We start from the raw sequence: 18,928 nt of genomic DNA, 5'->3' as shown, positions 1-18,928 counted from the left end.
ATGACAGAAAGTTCAAAAGAAGAAAGAGTCCATCACGTTTTTGAAAAAATTTATAATAAGTATGATTCGATGAATTCTATTATTTCTTTTAATCGACATATAGCGTGGAGAAAAGATGTAATGAAACGAATGCAAGTACAAAAAGGGAGTAAGGCACTTGATGTATGTACTGGAACAGGGGATTGGGCAATTGCGATGGCAAAAGCTACCGGTAATGAAGGTGAAGTGATCGGTCTTGATTTCAGTAAAAACATGCTCAAAGTTGCACATGAAAAACAAAAAGAAGAACGATTAGAGCAATTGAATTTTATTCATGGAAATGCAATGGAACTTCCATTTCCTGATGAGACATTTGATTTTGTAACGATTGGTTTCGGCTTACGAAATGTTCCTGATTATGAAACAGTTTTAAAAGAAATGTATCGTGTAACCAAGGCAGGAGGGAAAGTCGTCTGTTTAGAAACGTCACAGCCGACTTTGATAGGCTTTAAACAATTATATTTTTTTTATTTTCGTTTTATCATGCCAATGTTCGGAAAACTTTTTGCGAAAAGTTATCAAGAGTATGCCTGGTTGAATGAATCGACAAGAGAATTTCCAGATAGAAATGAGCTTAAAAAAATGTTTATTGAAACAGGTTTTTCCTATGTTGCTGTTAAATCCTATACAGGTGGGGTTGCAGCAATGCATATGGCGACAAAATAACAGCCATAGAAAAGACAGTAAAAAAGGTGAAAAGTATGAAACTTGCGAATATTTATGGGTTTTTAAGGAAAGACTTACAAGATATCGAAAATTCATTAACCGAAACAATCGAGGCAGAACATCCGATATTGCGTGAGGCTTCCTTACAATTATTGCGTGCTGGTGGGAAACGTATCCGTCCAGTTTTTGTTTTGTTATCAGCTCAATTTGGAAATTATAAACAAAATATTGAACAAATAAAATCTGTTGCAGTGGCATTAGAACTAATCCATATGGCAACTCTTGTTCATGATGATGTTGTTGATGATGCTGAGTTACGAAGAGGAAAACCTACAATTAAACATCTATATGGCAGCCGGGTGGCAATGTACACTGGGGACTATATTCTTGCCCGAGCTCTCGAAGTAATTACAACTGTAAGTATTCCTGATGTGCATCACTCCTTATCGAAAACGCTCGTCAAAGTTGTAGAAGGAGAAATTGCCCAAATTGAAGATAAATATAATGTTGAGCAAGATTTAAAAAAATATCTCAAAAGAATTAAAAGAAAAACTGCTTTATTAATTGCAACTAGCTGCAAGCTTGGAGCAATCGCTTCTGGCGTACCCTCGCAACAGGCAAATCAGTTATACCGTTATGGGTATAATGTCGGTATGTCATTTCAAATTATTGATGACATTCTCGATTTCACTGCTTCACCTGAAGAGTTAGGGAAACCAACTGGAAGTGATCTTATTCAAGGCAACATCACGATTCCGACTTTGTTCGCTATGAGAGACCCTGATTTTTTACATGAAATCAAGGAAGTGTTTAAATATGAAAAAGAAATTAACGAAGTAGACATGCAAAATATACTACATTTATTACATAAAACAGATGCAATTGAAAAATCGTATCAATTAAGTAATTTGTATTTACAAAAAGCACTTCAATCTATTAAACCTTTACAAAACAATAAAGCAAAAAAAACATTAGAAACAATTGCAAATATAATTGGAAAAAGACGATTTTAGTTTAATTGTATTATTTGACATAATTTGATAAACTTTTTAACGATTACATAAAAAAACGTATATTTACTAATTGGTAAAAGAAAAAGGAGAATAGATGATGGAGAAAACTTTTATTATGGTAAAACCAGATGGTGTTCAAAGAGGATTGATCGGTGAGATTGTTAATCGTTTTGAACAAAAAGGCTTTTCATTAGTGGGAGCAAAATTAATGCAAATATCAAAAGAACTTGCTGAGAATCATTATGGTGAACATAAAGACCGTCCTTTTTTTGGGGAGTTAGTTGATTTTATTACATCAGGTCCAGTCTTTGTAATGGTATGGGAAGGTGAAAATGTAATAACAACATCACGATTAATGATTGGTGCAACAAATCCACAAGAAGCAAACCCAGGATCAATCCGTGGAGATTATGCAATCACAGTTGGTAAAAACATTATCCATGGTTCCGATTCCGCGGAAAGCGCAGAGCGAGAAATTAATCTATTCTTTAATGAAAGTGAACTTGTTACCTACGAAAAACAAGACAAAACTTGGATCTACTAATAACTGTTTTTGGCCTCTGTTTTATACGGAGGCTTTCTATTATTTATCTTAAATAAAGGCTGGTTATACGTTGGGGGATTATAATAGTTTTGTAAATAAAGTAAATGATGAAATTGGGATAGATTTAAATTTATATAATGAAGCTCAAATGAGTAGAAGACTTACATCATTACGAAACAAAAGAAGTTTTACTGACTTTTCCAGTTATTATTTAGCTCTTTCACGTGATGATGGATTAAAAAATGAATTTCTTGATCGGATTACGATAAATGTTTCTGAATTTTATCGTGATCCAAGACGATGGGATGTATTAAGAGATATAATTATCCCAGAGTTAATAAAAAATAAAAAGCATTTTACAATCTGGAGTACAGCATGTTCAACTGGAGAAGAGCCTTATAGTTTAGCGATCATGTTGCAAGAACATTTTAGTAATATAACAAATTCTATTATTGCAACAGATATTGATGAGGAAGTACTATTAAAGGCTAAAGAAGGTGTTTACCATCCTTCTGCTTTGAAAGATTTACCAGCTCATAAAAAGTCAAAATACTTTCTATTTAAAAACAATAAGTTTCATATAAATGAAAAACTAAAAGCTTCTATTTCATTTAAGAAACACAATTTGCTGAAAGATCCACATCCACCTAATCTTGATTTAATCGTTTGTAGAAATGTACTTAATCTATTTTACTGATCCTGCTAAGAAATTAATTTATACTCGTTTTGGCGAAGCTTTAAATCCAAAACAAATTTTTAATCCGAGCGAATTTCAATTAACATTTTTTGATACATTTTTTTATCAAAGAAATTAACATGACTTGCAAAGGAAATGAGGAATGATGATGCGCTACTTAACTTCAGGGGAGTCTCACGGAAAAAAAATAACGACAATTATTGAAGGTGTACCTGCTCGCATGCCGTTGTTAAAAGAAGATATTGATAAATCTTTGTTACGTAGACAGAAAGGCCACGGTCGTGGTAGAAGAATGCAAATTGAAAAAGACTTAGTAGAAATTACAAGTGGAGTTCGACATGGCTATACATTGGGTTCCCCAATCACTTTAGTTGTTAACAATGATGATTTTAAGAGTTGGGTCAATATTATGGGAGAGGATCCAATTGACGATAACGAGAAGGTTCGACGCGTTGTTACTCGTCCTAGACCGGGGCATGCTGATTTAAATGGTGCACTTAAATATGGTCATCGTGATATGAGAAATGTACTGGAAAGATCTTCCGCACGTGAAACTACTGCTCGAGTCGCAGCTGGTGCTGTTGCTAAAATTATGCTCCAACAATTAGGGATTGAAGTAGTTGGGTATGTGAAAGAGATAGCCGGTATAAGAGCAAAAGAAATGGAAGACGTAACGATACAAGAAAGAATGGAAGTTTCTGAAGCATCACCTGTAAGAGTTTTAGACAAAGATGTTGAACAAGAAATGATGGATCGAATTGATCAAGCGAAAAAAGATGGTGACTCTATCGGTGGTGTTTGTGAAGTTTATGTAGAAGGAATGCCTGCCGGGATTGGTTCTTATGTTCACTATGACAGGAAGCTAGATGCCAAGTTAGCAGGTAGTGTCATGAGCATTAATGCTTTTAAAGGAGCAGAAATTGGCATCGGATTTGAAGCTGCTCGAAGAAATGGCTCAGAAGTTCATGACGAAATCTTGTGGAGTGAAGAAAAAGGCTATTATCGCAGAACAAATCGTCTAGGTGGTTTTGAGGGTGGAATGACTACTGGAATGCCTCTCGTTATAAAAGGTGTAATGAAACCTATTCCAACCCTTTATAAACCTTTACAAAGTGTAGATATTGATTCAAAAGAACCATTTAATGCAAGTATTGAACGTTCTGACTCATGTGCTGTTCCAGCAGCAGCAGTGGTAATGGAACATGTAATTGCTTTTGAATTGGCGAAAGCATTAACAGATCAATTTACAAGTGACCAATTTCCTCAGCTTAAAAAAGCAATCGATGACTATCGCGAAGAAATAAGGTGTTTCTAAATGAATGAACTGAGTATAAAAACGTCTACTCATTCATATTTCGTCTATATCGGAGATAACCTTCGTTTTCAGTTACAAGACCTTATCCAACAGGATTATTCATCGATTCTAATTATCACTGACGATAAGGTTGCTTCATTATACTTAGATGATGTTCTGTCTGCTTTAAAAGGACAGCGTGTCTTCCACTCTATTATTAAAAGTGGGGAAGCATCTAAAGATATACGTCAGTTTTATCATCTCCAAACAGAAGCAATGAACTATCATCTTGATAGAAAGTCACTAATTATTGCTCTTGGAGGTGGAGTTGTTGGTGATTTGGCAGGATTTGTCGCATCTACCTTTATGCGGGGAATTGATTTTATTCAAATGCCTACAACAATACTTGCACATGACAGCAGTGTGGGTGGGAAAGTAGCAATTAACCATGAATTAGGGAAAAATATGATCGGAAGTTTTTATCCACCGAAAGCTGTTATTTATGATGTGAACACATTAAGTTCTTTACCGGAACATGAAGTACGTTCCGGTTATGCAGAACTTGTTAAAGAAGCATTTATTGCAGATGAATCTTTTTTAAAACGGCTTCTAAATGTTGATATTTATAGCTTATCAAACAACCAATTAAGAGACCATTTATGTAATGGAATTAAAATTAAAGCTGAAATAGTAGAACAAGATGAAAAAGAATCAAATATCCGGAAATTTTTAAACTTTGGTCATACGTTAGCCCATGCTTTAGAGACAAAATTAGGTTATGGAAAAATTACTCATGGTGAAGCTGTAGCAATAGGTATGTTGTTTGCTTTAAGACTAAGTGAACAAACATATAATAAAGCCCTGCCATCCAAATCACTTTATAGCTGGCTAAAGAATAATAACTATCCACTGTCTTTATACGGACTAAAAAATTCAGAATTGTTAGAGGTAATGAAATTAGATAAAAAAGCCGAGAATCAGAATATTCAAATGGTTTTACTGAATAATGTGGCTGATCCTAAAACAATCGAACTTAGTGATCGAGAAGTATTAACAGCATTAGCAATGTTTGAAAAGGAGTTGAAGGATATATGATCCGGGGCTTTAGGGGAGCTACAACGGTAAATGATAATATTGAAGCAGAAATAACGAAAGAAACTAAAAAATTGGTTTTAAGAATGGTAGAGACTAATCAGATCAAACCTGAGGATATATCTCATGTATTATTTTCCGTTACAAATGATTTAAACGCTAGTTTTCCTGCAAAAGTTGCTAGAGAGTTGAATGGATGGACTCATGTTCCAGTTATGTGTATGAAAGAAATTGACGTACCAAACAGTTTACCGTTATGTATTAGAGTAATGATGGTCGCAAAGACAGAATTGAAACAAAATGAGGTACAGCATGTTTTTTTAAATGAAGCAATTAAATTAAGACCTGATTTAGTTGGAAATGAAGGTGATTAAATGGTTGGTAAGGAAATTTTAAATCAATTAACGGCATACAAACAGGGAATGCAAATTGCGGAAGTGAAACGTAAATATAACATAGATAAGATTGTCAAATTAGCTTCAAATGAAAACCCATATGGTTGTTCCAGTCGAGTAAAAGAGCAATTAAATAAAAGTATGATAGATTACGAAATATATCCTGATGGCTATACATCTGATTTGCGAATGAAATTGACCGAAAAACTTAACGTTGATGAATCGCAACTTGTCTTTGGAAATGGTTCAGATGAAGTGATCACGTTTATTTGTCGTGCTTTTTTATATCCAGGAGTCAACACTGTAATGGCTTCTCCGACCTTTACACAATACCGTCATCATTCACTTATTGAAGGTGCAGAAGTAAGGGAGATTCCGACAAGAAATGGCAAGCATGATTTAGAAGAAATGAAAAATGCAATGGACCAGAATACAAAAGTGGTCTGGATCTGTACGCCGGACAATCCAACTGGTACAATTATTCAAAAAGATGAGTTCAAGCAATTTATGGATGAAGTGCCACCAGAAGTTCTTGTCGTATTGGATGAAGCTTATTATGAGTTTGTATCAGAACAATTAAGATTATCGTTACATGATTCTGTATTCACGTATCCGAATCTAATTGTCTTACGTACCTTTTCAAAGATTTATGGTTTAGCTGGATTAAGGGTTGGATACGGAATTGCAAATTCCGAAATAGCCCATAAGTTAAATGTTGTTAGGGGGCCTTTTAATACAACTTCATTATCGCAAAAAGCAGCTATTGCAGCCCTTGACGATGATAAGTTTATTCAGAAAACGAAAGAATTAAATGACAAAGTCAAGAAAGATTTTCAAGCGTTTTTAGACACAATTGGTTGGTCTTACTATGAATCACATTCAAACTTCCTATTAATTAATACTCCAATAGATGCAGATAAGGTTTCACATTATTTATTGCAACACGGATTTATTGTCCGCTCCGGTAACCTACTTGGTTATCCAAATACGATACGAGTTACAATTGGAAATGAAGAGGATATGTTAGCTCTCCAACCGATATTAAAAGAATTGCAATCGAAAATAAATGATGGGGTTTTGAAATGAAACGGAAAATTTTAGTAGCAGGTCTAGGGCTAATTGGAGGTTCTCTTGCAAAAGCAATGAAAAAAATGCAAGAGAACTATATTTTAGGCTATGATTTAAATGTAGATACATTGCAAATAGCCCTAGAAGAAGGTACGATTGATGAAATTTGTACAGATTTAGAATCGGGAGTAAAAAAAGCGGAGATTGTTTTTTTAGCAGCACCGATTACAGAAACTATTGAACTTTTAAAGCAACTGGATCATATTGATTTCGAACATGATATTATTGTATCAGATGTTAGTTCCGTTAAAGGGTCTATATTGGAAGTGGCTAATAATCTAAACAATACAAATATCACGTTTATAGGTGGGCATCCGATGGCCGGATCTCATAAAAACGGTATTCGTGCAGCCCGAGAACACTTATTCGAAAATGCTATTTATGTATTAACACCAACTACAGAATGCTCGATGGATAAAGTTGGAATTTTAAAAGAGGTTCTTAGAGAAACGAAAAGCAATTTTATTATTTTGCAACCAGATGAACATGATGAAATGACAAGTGTCATTTCCCATTTTCCTCATTTAATTGCTTCTTCTCTCGTCCATCAAGCAAAAAAATGGGAACAAGTTCATCAATATTTACCAAATCTTGCTGCGGGTGGTTTTCGTGACATTACTCGTATTGCTTCTAGCAATCCAAAATTATGGCAAGACATATTTCAGCATAATGGCTCCAAAATGTCTCGACTGCTCCAAGACTGGATTAATGAAATGGTAACCTTAAAAGAATTTTTAGATAAAAATAATAAGGAAGATATGATTGCCTATCTAGATCAAGCTAAAAAATACCGTGACGGGCTTGGAAAGAAAAAGACTAGAGGAGCATTACCGTCATTTTATGATGTTTATGTTGATATTAAAGACCAACCGGGATCGATTGCATCTGTAGTACAATTATTAGCTGATGAAGAAATTAGTATAAGAAACATTCAAATCTTGGAAATACGGGATGATATTAATGGAGCACTTAGACTGAGTGTTACAAACCGTGAAGACCAAAAAAGAGCTCATTCCCTGTTAAAACAGAAGGGTTTTGAAGTTACAATCGATGTTTAAAGTGCGTGTTCAAAAAGGAGGATAAAAAGGATCAAGAAGTTGGAGGCGGCGCAGTTTCGAGCAGCGGAATGTATGCATTTAGATACATGAGTAGCGGAGAAACAAGCATTCGTGCGAAATTCGCAGTGTCTTTTTTACCGGACTTTTTGAACATCCTCTTAAAGTGATTTTTTAAAATTAGAAAGGACTGTTTTATTTGAAAAAAAATACATCCTTCTTACCGGTAAAACATGGTTTACATGGTGATATTTACGTGCCAGGAGATAAATCTATTTCCCATCGTGCAGTAATGTTTGGGTCTCTTGCTAAAGGGAAAACAGTAATTGAAAATTTTTTAGACGGAGAAGATTGCCTTCATACTATCGAGATTTTTCGCAAGTTAGGTATATCGATTGAAAGGTCTAGGTCATCGGTAGAAATAAACAGTGAAGGTTTCAAGTCGTTCCAAGAACCTCTTACTCCGTTATATTTGGGAAACTCGGGTACTACTGCGAGGCTAATGCCCGGAATATTAGTAGCACTTCCTTGTTATACAGTTATATATGGAGATCCTTTTTTAACCGTTCGTCCAATGGACCGAGTTGTTACACCGCTTAAACAAATGGGAGCACAAATTGATGGGAGAAAAAACGGCAATTTCCTGCCACTATCTATTCGTGGCACTACATTAACGGGGATTGAATATAAACTTCCCGTTAAAAGTGCACAAGTAAAATCGGCTGTACTATTGGCTGGCTTATTTGCGGAAGGTGAAACAACAGTTATTGAAAAAGCAAAAACGAGGGATCATACAGAAAATATGTTACGTGCTTTTGGTGCGGATATACGAGTAAAAGAAAATGCAATAAGGGTGACGAATAAAAATGATTTAACAGCATGTAACGTTACTGTCCCTGGAGATATTTCTTCTGCTGCATTTTTTATGGTTGCTGCAGCTGTTGTACCAAATAGCCGTATTACGTTAAAGAATGTTGGATTAAATAAAACTCGTTCAGGTATTCTTGATGTTTTACTAGATATGAATGCTACTATTCATATTACGAATCAAAGGAAAATAAGTGGAGAACTGTTAGGTGATGTAACAGTAACCTATAGTCACTTAAAAGGTACCACGATTGCATCAGAACTTATTCCAAGACTTATCGATGAAATCCCAATTATTGCTTTACTTGCTACTCAAGCAGAAGGAACTACTATCATTAAAGATGCCGAAGAATTAAGAGTAAAAGAAACGGATCGAATTAACGCAGTTATAGATGTGCTTTCAACATTAGGGGCAAACATTGAAGAGCAAAAAGATGGAATGATTATTCACGGTAAAACATCTTTAACTGGCGGAAAAATAAAAAGTTATAGTGACCACCGAATCGCCATGATGGGAATTATTGCTTCATTAATTACGGAAGATATAGTAACATTAGATGATACCTCTTCAATAGCTGTTTCGTATCCACGATTCTTTGAAGACTTAAAAAGTATAACGAATGAATAGAATCTGCATGTGTAGATTCTATTTTTCATTGGCAGATAGGAAAAACTTTCCTACTGCATAAGTGCAACTAAGGCACTCGCTATTAAAGGCTTGGCGAATGCCAAGTTTTCTAATCTAGCTCTTCTAACGCTAGGACATACTAGTGTCAGTGGTTTAATCTCGAGATGGGCGTCGCAAAAGTCATCAGTAATTATTGTTCTAAACTTTTAGAGTTCAGATGTTATAACAGGATGTTAAGTTTATCCTGTAACGCACTTGAATGTTACCAATGTTTAAAAGGAGTATGTATGAATGATTTCTATCGAAAAAGCCGTGCAGTTCATGGAAAAAGGCAAAGTGGACGAAGCGTTAAAATTATTAAGGGAATTTCTTCCCACCGCCACAGATGATGAGAAGTTTATGGTCACAGAATTATATTACGAATGGGGATTCTTTGAAGAAGCTATTGTAGTTCTTGAAGAATTACTGGGCGATTACCCCGATGAAGGAGAGATTATTACAAAACTTGCGGAGATGTATATTGAGCTAGAAAAAGATGAATTGGCAATTGAATTATTGAATCAACTTGACAAACAAGATGTCTATTATGTGAATTCATTGCTTCAATTAGCAGATTTATATCAGGCACAAGGACTATTTGAAGTTTCGGAACAAAAATTACTCGAAGCTAAGCAACTAGCTCCAAATGAAAATGTAATTGATTTTGCACTTGGTGAACTCCTATTTTCTACTGGACAGTACAGTCGGGCAATTCCTTTTTATGAAAGAGTTGAAGGAGAAATAAAAGATATAAATGGTATATCCTTAACTGAGCGTTTAGCCGAATGTCATGCATTAATTGGTCATTATGAAAAAGCATTAGCTTATTATGAAAAATCGAAAAGTCAAGACCCAGATACATTGTTTAAATATGGTTTTACGGCTTTTCAGCAAAAAAGAAATGATATAGCCATTAATGTTTGGAAACATTTACTAGAAATTGATCCTCACTATCATTCGGTATATCCAGAACTGGCTCTAGCAATGAAGGAAGAAGGGCAACTAAAAGAAGCCTATGCTATTGTTCAAGATGGTCTTAAATATGATGAGTTTAATAAAGAACTCTATTATTTGGCTGCACAACTTACTTTATCTTTAAATGATCAACATGAAGCTATACATTTCTTAAAAGAGGCTGTTTCTTTAGATATTGATTACCAGGAAGCAATTCTTTTACTAATCCAATTGTACAAAGACAGAAATCAGTTCACTGACATAATCGACCTTATTACTAGCTGTAAAAATGCTGGAGCAAGTGATCCAATATACGAATGGGAACTGGCTAGAGCTTATACTGAAGAAGAATTATATAAGAAAGCACTGAAATCATATGAAGAGGCAAGTACTTACTTATCAGATGACAAAGAATTTATGAAAGAATATGGCTATTTTTTAACAGAAGAAGGATTGCATAATAACGCTATTAAGATATTAGAAAAGTATATTAATCTTGAGCCTTTCGATGAGGAAACATCATCCTTTTTAGAGCGGTTAAAATTTTCAATTAATGAGTAAAATATGTTACGATTAACTCTGTAGAAAGGGGTTGAAATTTATACAATGTCTGCTCCGATATCCATTCAATCAAAAAAACACTTTTTACAATGGTTTATTTCTCACTATAACGTTAAAGTGCAAGAAATTAACTGGTTCCTTGAAGATCTATTAGTAGATGAACGAGCTTTACAAAACGTACATTTTGTTAGCGATACAGAATATTGTCCTAAAGGGATAATTATTTCAACTCTGGAAGAAGATCGTAACTTCTTATTTTTTAAAGGAAATGTTCGTACAAATGATGTGTATACAGCTTACCATGAATTACACTTATATCATGAGGAAGCTTTTTATATTCAAATTAATTTTCCCGAAAAAAATTCACATCCTTTATACAAAGCTGTTATAGAGGAAGAGTTAATGCAGTTAGAGATTGACAAGCAATATGCGGAAAGCTTATTAAACGAACTATTAGTTAAAGGGAAAGTAAAATATTTGCTTCAAGAAATTAATAAAGCTTTGGATCATAAAGATAATGATAAATTCTTCCGTTATTCAAGTGAGTTGAAAGATTTTTATAAAAATATGGATAATAATTTTTAAGTTTAAAATACTACTAAATGGGAAAGGAATTAATGGTGTGAAGTGGCTAAGTGGGGATTTAAAAAAATATGTACAAGCAAAGGAATATATTGATACATTAATTATTCCTTTGGAAGCTTTTCATTTATCGCAAGAGACAAGTTTGGAAAAAGATGCTTTTCATCGTGAAGTACTAAGTATTTACACGAATGAGATTGAAAAAGAACTAAGTGGCAGAGTTTTACTTGCTCCAACATACGCTTATTTGAAATCTTCAAACCTTGATCATGAGGTAAACCGTATAAATAGTTGGATTGAAGATGTAAAAACACAACCATTTACATCTATATTTGTAATAACTTTCGATAACGCATGGAAAAAAGTTGAAAAAAATTTAGATTGTAATTTACTTTGGCTTCCTGGTATGAAACCTGGAAATATAAATTCAGAAGATGCCGTTAAACTTATTCGCAGTCAAGTTGAACAAATAAGTGAGTTAATTCGATCTTATTGGTAAATACTAGTTAATATTCTGCAAAAACCAAAATATTTGTTACAAAATGTATTAATAATTGACCGTGTCTTAACTTTAAGCTATTATTGAATTGTCCTAGTAATAAGATTTAATATTGTCCGTGAAAACGTGTAAGAGGGGGGAAAACCATGAGTGACAAAAAACAACAAGTATCCCGTAGACAATTCTTAAACTACTCCTTAACTGGATTAGGTGGTTTTATGGCTGCTGGTATGCTTGTACCTATGTTGCGATTTGCTGTAGATCCAGTACTTCAAAGTGCAGGAGAAGTGGGAGAGTTAGTTAATGTTAAGATTTCTGTTGATGATATTACAGATGAGCCACAGCGTGTTGACTGGGAAGTTGAACAAGTTGATGGATGGTATACATCAAACATTAACCGTACAGCATGGGTATTCAAAGATGAAAATGGTGATATTCAAGCATTTTCCCCAGTATGTAAACATTTAGGTTGTTTCGTTTCTTGGGAAGGCAGTGAAGATTATCCAAATGAGTTTTTCTGTCCATGTCATAATGGTCGCTACTATAAAGATGGTACAAACGTACCGGGTTCGCCACCGTTAGCGCCATTAGATGTATACGAACATAAGGTTGAAAATGGAATGTTGTACCTTGGAGAACCAAAACCAAGAGGGGAGGCATAATACGTAATGATCCAAAAATTATATGATTGGATTGATGAACGAGTAGATGTTACACCAATTTGGCGTGATATAGCTGATCATGAAGTACCTGAACATGTTAACCCGGCATATCACTTCTCAGCGTTCGTTTATTGTTTTGGTGGTTTAACATTCTTCGTCGTTGTTATACAGGTCTTATCAGGAATGTTCTTAACGATGTATTATGTTCCTGATATTGAGAATGCATGGAAGTCAGTCTATTACTTACAAAGTCAGGTAGCACATGGACAAATTGTTCGTGGGATGCACCATTGGGGTGCAAGTGTAGTTATAGTCATGTTACTTTTACATACGATGCGTGTGTTTTTCCAAGGAGCATACAAAAAACCACGTGAATTAAACTGGATGGTTGGAGTATTAATCTTCTTTGTAATGCTTGCACTTGGGTTCACTGGTTATTTACTACCGTGGGATAATAAAGCATATTTTGCTACACAGGTAGGTCTTGAAATTGCAGAACAAGTTCCGTTTATCGGTACAGAGTTAAAAACGTTATTATCAGGTGACCCAACGATCGTTGGTGCACAGACATTAACAAGATTCTTTGCAATTCACGTATTTTTCTTACCAGCTGCATTATTTGTACTGCTTGGAGTACATTTTATTTTAATACGTAAACAAGGTATTGCTGGACCACTATAAAAAGGAGGGAAAGCTGTGAAAAGAGGTAAAGGAATGCGTTTTGTCGGGGATTCTCGAGTTACCGCAGATAAAACGTCAACAGTACCTAAAGATTATTCAGAATATCCTGGACGTACGGAAGCATTTTGGCCAAACTATTTACTGAAAGAATGGCTCATAGGCTCTGTATTTTTAATCGGATTTCTTTGTGCAACAATTGCTGCTCCCGCTCCTTTGCAGGGAGTTGCTGATCCTACAGATGCTGCCTATATACCGTTACCAGACTGGTATTTCTTATTCTTATACGAATTACTAAAATATGACTTTGCGAGTGGGCCATATATTTTATTTGGAATACTCGTTCTGCCTGGACTTACTTTTGGTGCCTTACTACTCGCTCCATTTCTTGATAATGGACCCGGTAGAAGACCTCCTAAACGTCCTATTGCTGTTGGAATGATGATTCTAGCTTTAGTTTCTGTTTTCTGGTTAACATATGAGTCAGCAGCTCCCGTTGATTGGAAACAGATTGCTGCGGATAACCAACCAATACACCCAGATGAGGTGGCAGAAATCGATGTAGATCATCCGGGATATGCTGTCTATGAAAACAGCTGTTTAGGATGTCACGGAGATTCACTTGAAGGTGGAGCTTCAGGGCCTTCTTTAATCGGAATTGAATTCGGGCCAGAAGAAGTAGCGCAAATTGCTGTCGACGGTATCGGAGACATGCCACCAGAAATGTTTACCGGAACGGATGAAGAATTAGAGCAGCTTGTCGATTTTATAATGAGTGTTAATGAAGAAGAAGAATAATATGTATGTACAAGCACCTTTGCCTAACAATTGGTAAAGGTGCTTTTCTATACTTAGCACTAGATAGAGGTGAGTTTATTGCAATTAAATCAAATACTCCTAAACCGACAATTTTTGATTATATTATTTATCATTAATTTATTAGGTACGATTTATGGATACATTTGGTATCTAAGTCAACTAAAAATTACCCCAATTGTTTTCTTACCTTTCGTACCGGATAGCCCAACCGCAAGTTTGTTTTTTACGATATTTTTGCTCTTTTTTATATGTAATAAAAATGTACCTTATATCGAAGCATTAGCCGTAACTACATTATTTAAATATGGTGTCTGGGCGGTAGTCATGAACATTTTTACGTTGATTGTTAATGGTTCTTTAGATTGGCAAGGTTACATGTTAATTGCATCCCATGGGGCAATGGCTTTGCAGGGACTTTTATATATACCTTATTATAAAATTAAATTAAAACATTTAACAATTGCAGGTATTGTACTACTACATAACGAAATCATTGATTACGTGTTTGGAATGATGCCAATTTATTCATCCTTAACAGACTATAGTAAAGAAATTGGTTATTTTACATTTTGGCTCTCCATTTTTACAATCATTTTAACTTATAAGCTAACCATTAAAAATAAACAAAAGTAGATTTATTAAAGAGTCCTTATTTACATATATTAAAATTATCCCACATATATTTAATTTAACAGTATTTAAAAGTGGGGTGATCTCTATTCGGTTCTTTAATAAACTCGTGATTCTTATTGGCTCATTTTTGATAGGGGTCATTATAATTTTCGTAAGTTTGATTCAAATAAATGAAGCTTACGCAAAGGTAGAGAACAGAGAAGATGTTTACATCTCAAGTATTATTCCCTTTTATTGGATGATCATGCTTATTGGTGGTGTAATTATGGTTACATTATCTTATGTAAGTTGGAGAAAATATAGAGGACATAAAAAAAATGAACAAAAAAGAGACGTAAATAATTGACTTCTTTAAGAAATTTGACTATTATTGACTATAAGGAATTCTAAATTTAACTAGGATCTGGAGGAATAATTGATGTCATTAGGAACGACTTTAATTTATTTTGCATTATTACTAATTATACCTATGTGGGCACAAATGAAGGTAAAAAGCACGTATAAAAAATATTCGCAAATTCCTTCATCTTCTCATATGACAGGTGCACAAGTTGCACGTAAAATTTTGGACGATAACGGTTTATTTGACGTACAAATTGAAGAAGCAAAAGGAGTATTATCTGATCATTATGATCCTAGACAAAAAGTAGTCCGATTATCTAGTGATAATTTCCATGGACATTCTACTGCTGCTGCAGCTATTGCAGCCCATGAAGTTGGTCATGCGATCCAAGACGCTGAAGAATACGGATTTTTAAAATTTAGAACTGCTTTAGTGCCGCTCGCATCATTTGGCTCCGGTAGTGCAATATGGATCATTTTAATTGGTTTTATTTTTAATATGATGAATCTAGTCTTGGTTGGGATTATTTTTATGGCTTTTGCTGTCCTTTTCCAACTTGTCACATTACCAGTTGAATTTAATGCTTCGAATCGAGCAAGAGATCAACTTGTAATGACAGGCATTATTCAAAATAGTGAAGAAAAAGGAACAAAAAAGGTATTGGATGCAGCAGCTTTAACATATGTTGCAGCAGCACTTGTTGCAGTAGCAGAATTGATTCGTTTTATTCTTATCTTCGCAAATAGTAATGATTAAAAAGAAACAATTTGAAGGTAATCCTTCAAACTGTTTCTTTTTTTATGGTTCATTACAGAATAGGATATAGAGAAGCTTCTATTTTAATTTATAGTTGAAGGAAACTGTTGAGTAGTGAAAATTTTTACTACTAACGAAATGTAGACAAGTTACAAAGTAAAATGCCGCTACGAAATACACTCCGCTTTCCGTGGGCGGCTGATGAGCCCCTTCGTGCTACGCACTCGTGTCTCACCTAGGCCTATCCTCCCACAGGAGTCTCCGTGTATTTCCTTCGCTGGAAGGATACATGTTTTTCCAACTAGCGTAGGCAGAATACGTAGACTCCTGCGGGAACAGCAAACGGTTTTCGATGGGACGAACGATAGTGGCAGTCCCACGTGTCCGAAGACCCCGCAGCGGTAATTTAATGATGGCCGACTAAAAGCGTCCTTTGCGGACAACGTCGGCATACCCCTTGTCGGGGCAAGGAGGCTGAGGCCGTGCCCGCGGAAAGCGAAGTATTCTGCCGAAGCGGTATTTCATCACCAATTTAGCAAGGAAGTGAGCAAACACTTTATTGTATTTCCGTAGCGGTATTTACATCGCAACTTTGTTTGATATTTACAAAGAAAATTACTCAAGTTACTGCACAGTTTATGGATTGATTATATTTATAAAATATTTAACAGAAAATCTGAACTAATACAAACTAAAATTGAAGAAATTTGAATGGTAGTTCTAATTTTTTTATGAAAGTTTTGTGCTAGCTTCTTTCTTTTTACATATTAAGAGGCTGCTTTTTTTCATCCAGTGTAAACCCTTCTCCTAACACTTCATGAACTGCCGTAACGGCTACAAAAGCATACGGGTCAATATCATTAATGATGTTTTTCAGTTTGACGACTTCATTTCTTGCAACGATACAATAAATTACATTTTGTTCTTTCTGTGTGTAGTTACCTCTTCCACTTATTACGGTTACCCCTCTTTCCATTTCTGTATTTATTTTATCGGCGATTTCTGTATATTTTTTAGATATGATAGTAGCTCCTCGTGCCGAATAAGCACCTTCTTGAATAAAATCTATTACACGGGCTCCTACATAAACAAGAAGCAATGTGTACATTCCTTCGACTAATTTTAAATATGTAAAGATGGAAGTAGTAATAACTACAAAATCAAACATAAACATTGTACGCCCAATACTCCAACCTACATACTTGTTTACTATTCTAGCAATAATATCGACTCCGCCCGTAGTACCGCCATAACGAAATATAATTCCTAAACCTACTCCAATAAATACTCCAGCAAAAAGTGCTGCCAACGTCAAATCAGATTGCAAATTAATGTGGAACGGTTTAATTTGAAAGATATATAAAAAGAGAGATACAGAAAAAGTACCAATCAATGTGTAAATAAACGTAGTTCTACCTAATATCTTCCAACCAATAAAAAAAACAGGAATATTTAAGACAATATTTGTAATAGCAGGATCCCATTTCCACAAGAAATAAAGTAATAATGTGATCCCGGTAAAACCACCTTCTCCTAAATGGTTTTGCATATTAAAATGAACGATTCCAAAAGAAAAAATTGCCGCCCCAATTAAAATAAAAAATATATTTTTAAACCTTATCCCTAACATGTCAGTCCTCCAAACAGGTATCGTATTTTAGTATAGACATATATTGGTAAGTATACAATGATAATATTGATTTTTACAGCTAAATAATTTGTCAAATCTTAATCTTTTAGCTAACATTAAGATTAATTACTCATTTTTTTAAGGAGATTCTATGGATAAAAATCGAATTTATTCGACAAAAGAAATTGAACAGCAAGTGGACGAATATATTTCACAATTTAAAGAAGGGTATTTTTCACCGTTGGCTTTAGTTGCCCGTCTATCTGAAGAAGTAGGTGAACTAGCACGAGAAATTAATCATACATATGGTGAAAAAACAAAAAAACCAACCGAAAAACCTAAAACGATTGAAGAAGAAATAGGCGATATCCTATTTGTTCTCGCATGTTTTTCAAATTCTCTAGATATGGATCTCTCTAAGGCATTTCATACTTCAATATCTAAGATTAGAACTAGGGATAAAGATCGGTGGACAAAAAAAGACTAAACAATTTGAAACGCACATCTTGAGGAGGATTTATGATGGCAATAAATATTGTCTTAGCAGGCCCAAGGGGTAAAATGGGAACAGAGGCTATTAAGATGATAACAAACGATGAAAATTTCAATTTAATCGCTTGTATCGACCGAAAAAATAACGGAAAATCACTTGATGAAATTAATCATGTTTGTGAGAACAGTATACCGATTTATGATAATGCAAAAACATGTTTTGAAGAAATGGAGCCAGATGTTTTTGTTGATCTTACTATTCCGAAAATTGGCTTTGAACATACCAAATTAGCCTTACAGCTTAACATTCGTGCAGTAGTTGGAACATCAGGATTTACAGAAGCTCAAATTGATGAATTATCTCTTTTGGCTGAGCAAAATAAAACGGGTTGTATCATTGCCCCTAATTTTGCATTAGGGGCTGTCTTAATGATGTTATTTTCAAAAATGGCCGCTAAGTATTTTCCGGATGTAGAAATTATTGAAAAACATCATAATAACAAAGTAGATGCCCCGTCGGGTACAGCATTAAAGACGATTGAAATGATTAAACAATCACGTGATCCGAAAAAACAAGGACATCCAGAAGAGTATGAAATTGTTGAAGGCTCTCGTGGGGGGGAAATAGAAGGTATACGTGTGCATAGTATGCGGTTACCTGGATTGGTTGCTCATCAAGAAGTTGTTTTTGGAAGCAAAAGTCAATTACTGACAATTAAACATGATTCTTTCCATCGTGAATCATTTATGGATGGATTAAAACTTGGTATAAATGAAGTAATAAAATTACAAAAACTAATTTATGGGTTAGAACATGTAATGGATTTGGACTGAAATTAAAAAATATAGATCGGTGGGGTAA

The 18,928-nt window shown here is 34.6% G+C and carries 22 protein-coding genes; 21 read left to right on the top strand and 1 reads right to left on the bottom strand.

The window, feature by feature from the left end; genetic code table 11:
* The 19 genes from menG (at position 1) to SPD89_RS00190 (ending at position 15,944) form a co-directional block, all read left to right on the top strand.
* Positions 1 to 705: a demethylmenaquinone methyltransferase gene (gene menG, locus SPD89_RS00280; RefSeq protein WP_336259942.1), complete on the top strand. Its 705-nt coding sequence runs from the start codon at positions 1 to 3 to the stop codon at positions 703 to 705.
* A gap of 35 nt (positions 706 to 740) precedes the next feature.
* Positions 741 to 1,718 carry a heptaprenyl diphosphate synthase component II gene (hepT, locus tag SPD89_RS00275; protein WP_336259941.1) on the top strand — a complete coding sequence of 326 codons (978 nt, stop codon included), beginning with the start codon at positions 741 to 743 and terminating at the stop codon, positions 1,716 to 1,718.
* Between the two features lie 97 nt (positions 1,719 to 1,815).
* A complete protein-coding gene (gene ndk / locus SPD89_RS00270) occupies positions 1,816 to 2,262 on the top strand; it encodes a nucleoside-diphosphate kinase (protein WP_336259940.1) in 447 nt (148 codons plus the stop codon).
* Between the two features lie 70 nt (positions 2,263 to 2,332).
* Positions 2,333 to 2,959 carry a CheR family methyltransferase gene (locus SPD89_RS00265; RefSeq protein WP_336259939.1) on the top strand — a complete coding sequence of 209 codons (627 nt, stop codon included), beginning with the start codon at positions 2,333 to 2,335 and terminating at the stop codon, positions 2,957 to 2,959.
* Positions 2,960 to 3,107: 148 nt separating this feature from the next.
* Positions 3,108 to 4,274: a chorismate synthase gene (gene aroC / locus SPD89_RS00260; RefSeq protein ID WP_336259938.1), complete on the top strand. Its 1,167-nt coding sequence runs from the start codon at positions 3,108 to 3,110 to the stop codon at positions 4,272 to 4,274.
* Positions 4,275 to 5,348: a 3-dehydroquinate synthase gene (aroB, locus tag SPD89_RS00255; protein ID WP_336259937.1), complete on the top strand. Its 1,074-nt coding sequence runs from the start codon at positions 4,275 to 4,277 to the stop codon at positions 5,346 to 5,348.
* Positions 5,345 to 5,719 carry a chorismate mutase gene (aroH, locus tag SPD89_RS00250; RefSeq protein WP_336259936.1) on the top strand — a complete coding sequence of 125 codons (375 nt, stop codon included), beginning with the start codon at positions 5,345 to 5,347 and terminating at the stop codon, positions 5,717 to 5,719. Before aroB ends, aroH begins: the two co-directional genes overlap by 4 nt.
* Complete coding sequence (gene hisC, locus SPD89_RS00245) at positions 5,720 to 6,826, top strand: histidinol-phosphate transaminase (RefSeq protein ID WP_336259935.1); 1,107 nt, start codon at positions 5,720 to 5,722, stop codon at positions 6,824 to 6,826.
* Positions 6,823 to 7,926, top strand: coding sequence for a prephenate dehydrogenase (locus SPD89_RS00240; protein ID WP_336259934.1), 1,104 nt, complete (start codon positions 6,823 to 6,825; stop codon positions 7,924 to 7,926). The genes hisC and SPD89_RS00240 overlap by 4 nt, the downstream gene beginning before the upstream one ends.
* A gap of 196 nt (positions 7,927 to 8,122) precedes the next feature.
* Positions 8,123 to 9,418, top strand: a complete 1,296-nt coding sequence (aroA, locus tag SPD89_RS00235; protein ID WP_336259933.1) for a 3-phosphoshikimate 1-carboxyvinyltransferase — start codon at positions 8,123 to 8,125, stop codon at positions 9,416 to 9,418.
* A gap of 291 nt (positions 9,419 to 9,709) precedes the next feature.
* A complete protein-coding gene (locus SPD89_RS00230) occupies positions 9,710 to 10,972 on the top strand; it encodes a tetratricopeptide repeat protein (protein WP_336259932.1) in 1,263 nt (420 codons plus the stop codon).
* 45 nt (positions 10,973 to 11,017) lie between these two features.
* The gene (locus SPD89_RS00225; RefSeq protein WP_336259931.1) at positions 11,018 to 11,557 is read left to right on the top strand and encodes a YpiB family protein; all 540 of its coding nucleotides are present in this window, start codon (positions 11,018 to 11,020) and stop codon (positions 11,555 to 11,557) included.
* A gap of 37 nt (positions 11,558 to 11,594) precedes the next feature.
* Positions 11,595 to 12,053 (top strand): DUF2487 family protein, encoded by a 459-nt coding sequence (locus SPD89_RS00220; protein WP_336259930.1) that lies wholly within the window; start codon positions 11,595 to 11,597, stop codon positions 12,051 to 12,053.
* A 146-nt stretch (positions 12,054 to 12,199) separates the two neighbouring features.
* Positions 12,200 to 12,715 (top strand): QcrA and Rieske domain-containing protein, encoded by a 516-nt coding sequence (locus SPD89_RS00215; RefSeq protein ID WP_336259929.1) that lies wholly within the window; start codon positions 12,200 to 12,202, stop codon positions 12,713 to 12,715.
* Positions 12,716 to 12,721: 6 nt separating this feature from the next.
* Complete coding sequence (gene qcrB / locus SPD89_RS00210; protein WP_336259928.1) at positions 12,722 to 13,396, top strand: menaquinol-cytochrome c reductase cytochrome b subunit; 675 nt, start codon at positions 12,722 to 12,724, stop codon at positions 13,394 to 13,396.
* A gap of 15 nt (positions 13,397 to 13,411) precedes the next feature.
* Positions 13,412 to 14,191 (top strand): menaquinol-cytochrome c reductase cytochrome b/c subunit, encoded by a 780-nt coding sequence (locus tag SPD89_RS00205; RefSeq protein ID WP_336259927.1) that lies wholly within the window; start codon positions 13,412 to 13,414, stop codon positions 14,189 to 14,191.
* A gap of 78 nt (positions 14,192 to 14,269) precedes the next feature.
* On the top strand, positions 14,270 to 14,845 hold the full coding sequence (locus tag SPD89_RS00200) for a DUF1405 domain-containing protein (protein WP_336259926.1): 576 nt from the start codon (positions 14,270 to 14,272) through the stop codon (positions 14,843 to 14,845).
* Between the two features lie 238 nt (positions 14,846 to 15,083).
* Positions 15,084 to 15,191: a sporulation protein YpjB gene (locus SPD89_RS00195; protein WP_336260221.1), complete on the top strand. Its 108-nt coding sequence runs from the start codon at positions 15,084 to 15,086 to the stop codon at positions 15,189 to 15,191.
* Positions 15,192 to 15,263: 72 nt separating this feature from the next.
* Positions 15,264 to 15,944 (top strand): zinc metallopeptidase, encoded by a 681-nt coding sequence (locus SPD89_RS00190; RefSeq protein ID WP_336259925.1) that lies wholly within the window; start codon positions 15,264 to 15,266, stop codon positions 15,942 to 15,944.
* Between the two features lie 760 nt (positions 15,945 to 16,704).
* Here SPD89_RS00190 and SPD89_RS00185 read toward each other — a convergent pair.
* A complete protein-coding gene (locus SPD89_RS00185) occupies positions 16,705 to 17,574 on the bottom strand; it encodes a YitT family protein (protein ID WP_336259924.1) in 870 nt (289 codons plus the stop codon).
* 151 nt (positions 17,575 to 17,725) lie between these two features.
* Between SPD89_RS00185 and SPD89_RS00180 the strand changes: the two genes are divergently transcribed.
* Both SPD89_RS00180 and dapB read left to right on the top strand, forming a co-directional pair.
* Entirely contained in the window at positions 17,726 to 18,061 is a 336-nt protein-coding gene (locus SPD89_RS00180) for a nucleotide pyrophosphohydrolase (protein WP_336259923.1), read from the top strand.
* A 35-nt stretch (positions 18,062 to 18,096) separates the two neighbouring features.
* Positions 18,097 to 18,900 carry a 4-hydroxy-tetrahydrodipicolinate reductase gene (gene dapB / locus SPD89_RS00175; RefSeq protein WP_336259922.1) on the top strand — a complete coding sequence of 268 codons (804 nt, stop codon included), beginning with the start codon at positions 18,097 to 18,099 and terminating at the stop codon, positions 18,898 to 18,900.
* The last annotated feature ends 28 nt before the right edge of the window (positions 18,901 to 18,928 follow it).

This window comes from Pseudogracilibacillus sp. SO30301A, assembly GCF_037072025.1.
Lineage (GTDB): Bacteria > Bacillota > Bacilli > Bacillales > Amphibacillaceae > Pseudogracilibacillus.
The sequence above is the reverse complement of the archived record's forward strand: the minus strand, read 5'-3'. Positions and strand labels throughout refer to the sequence as shown.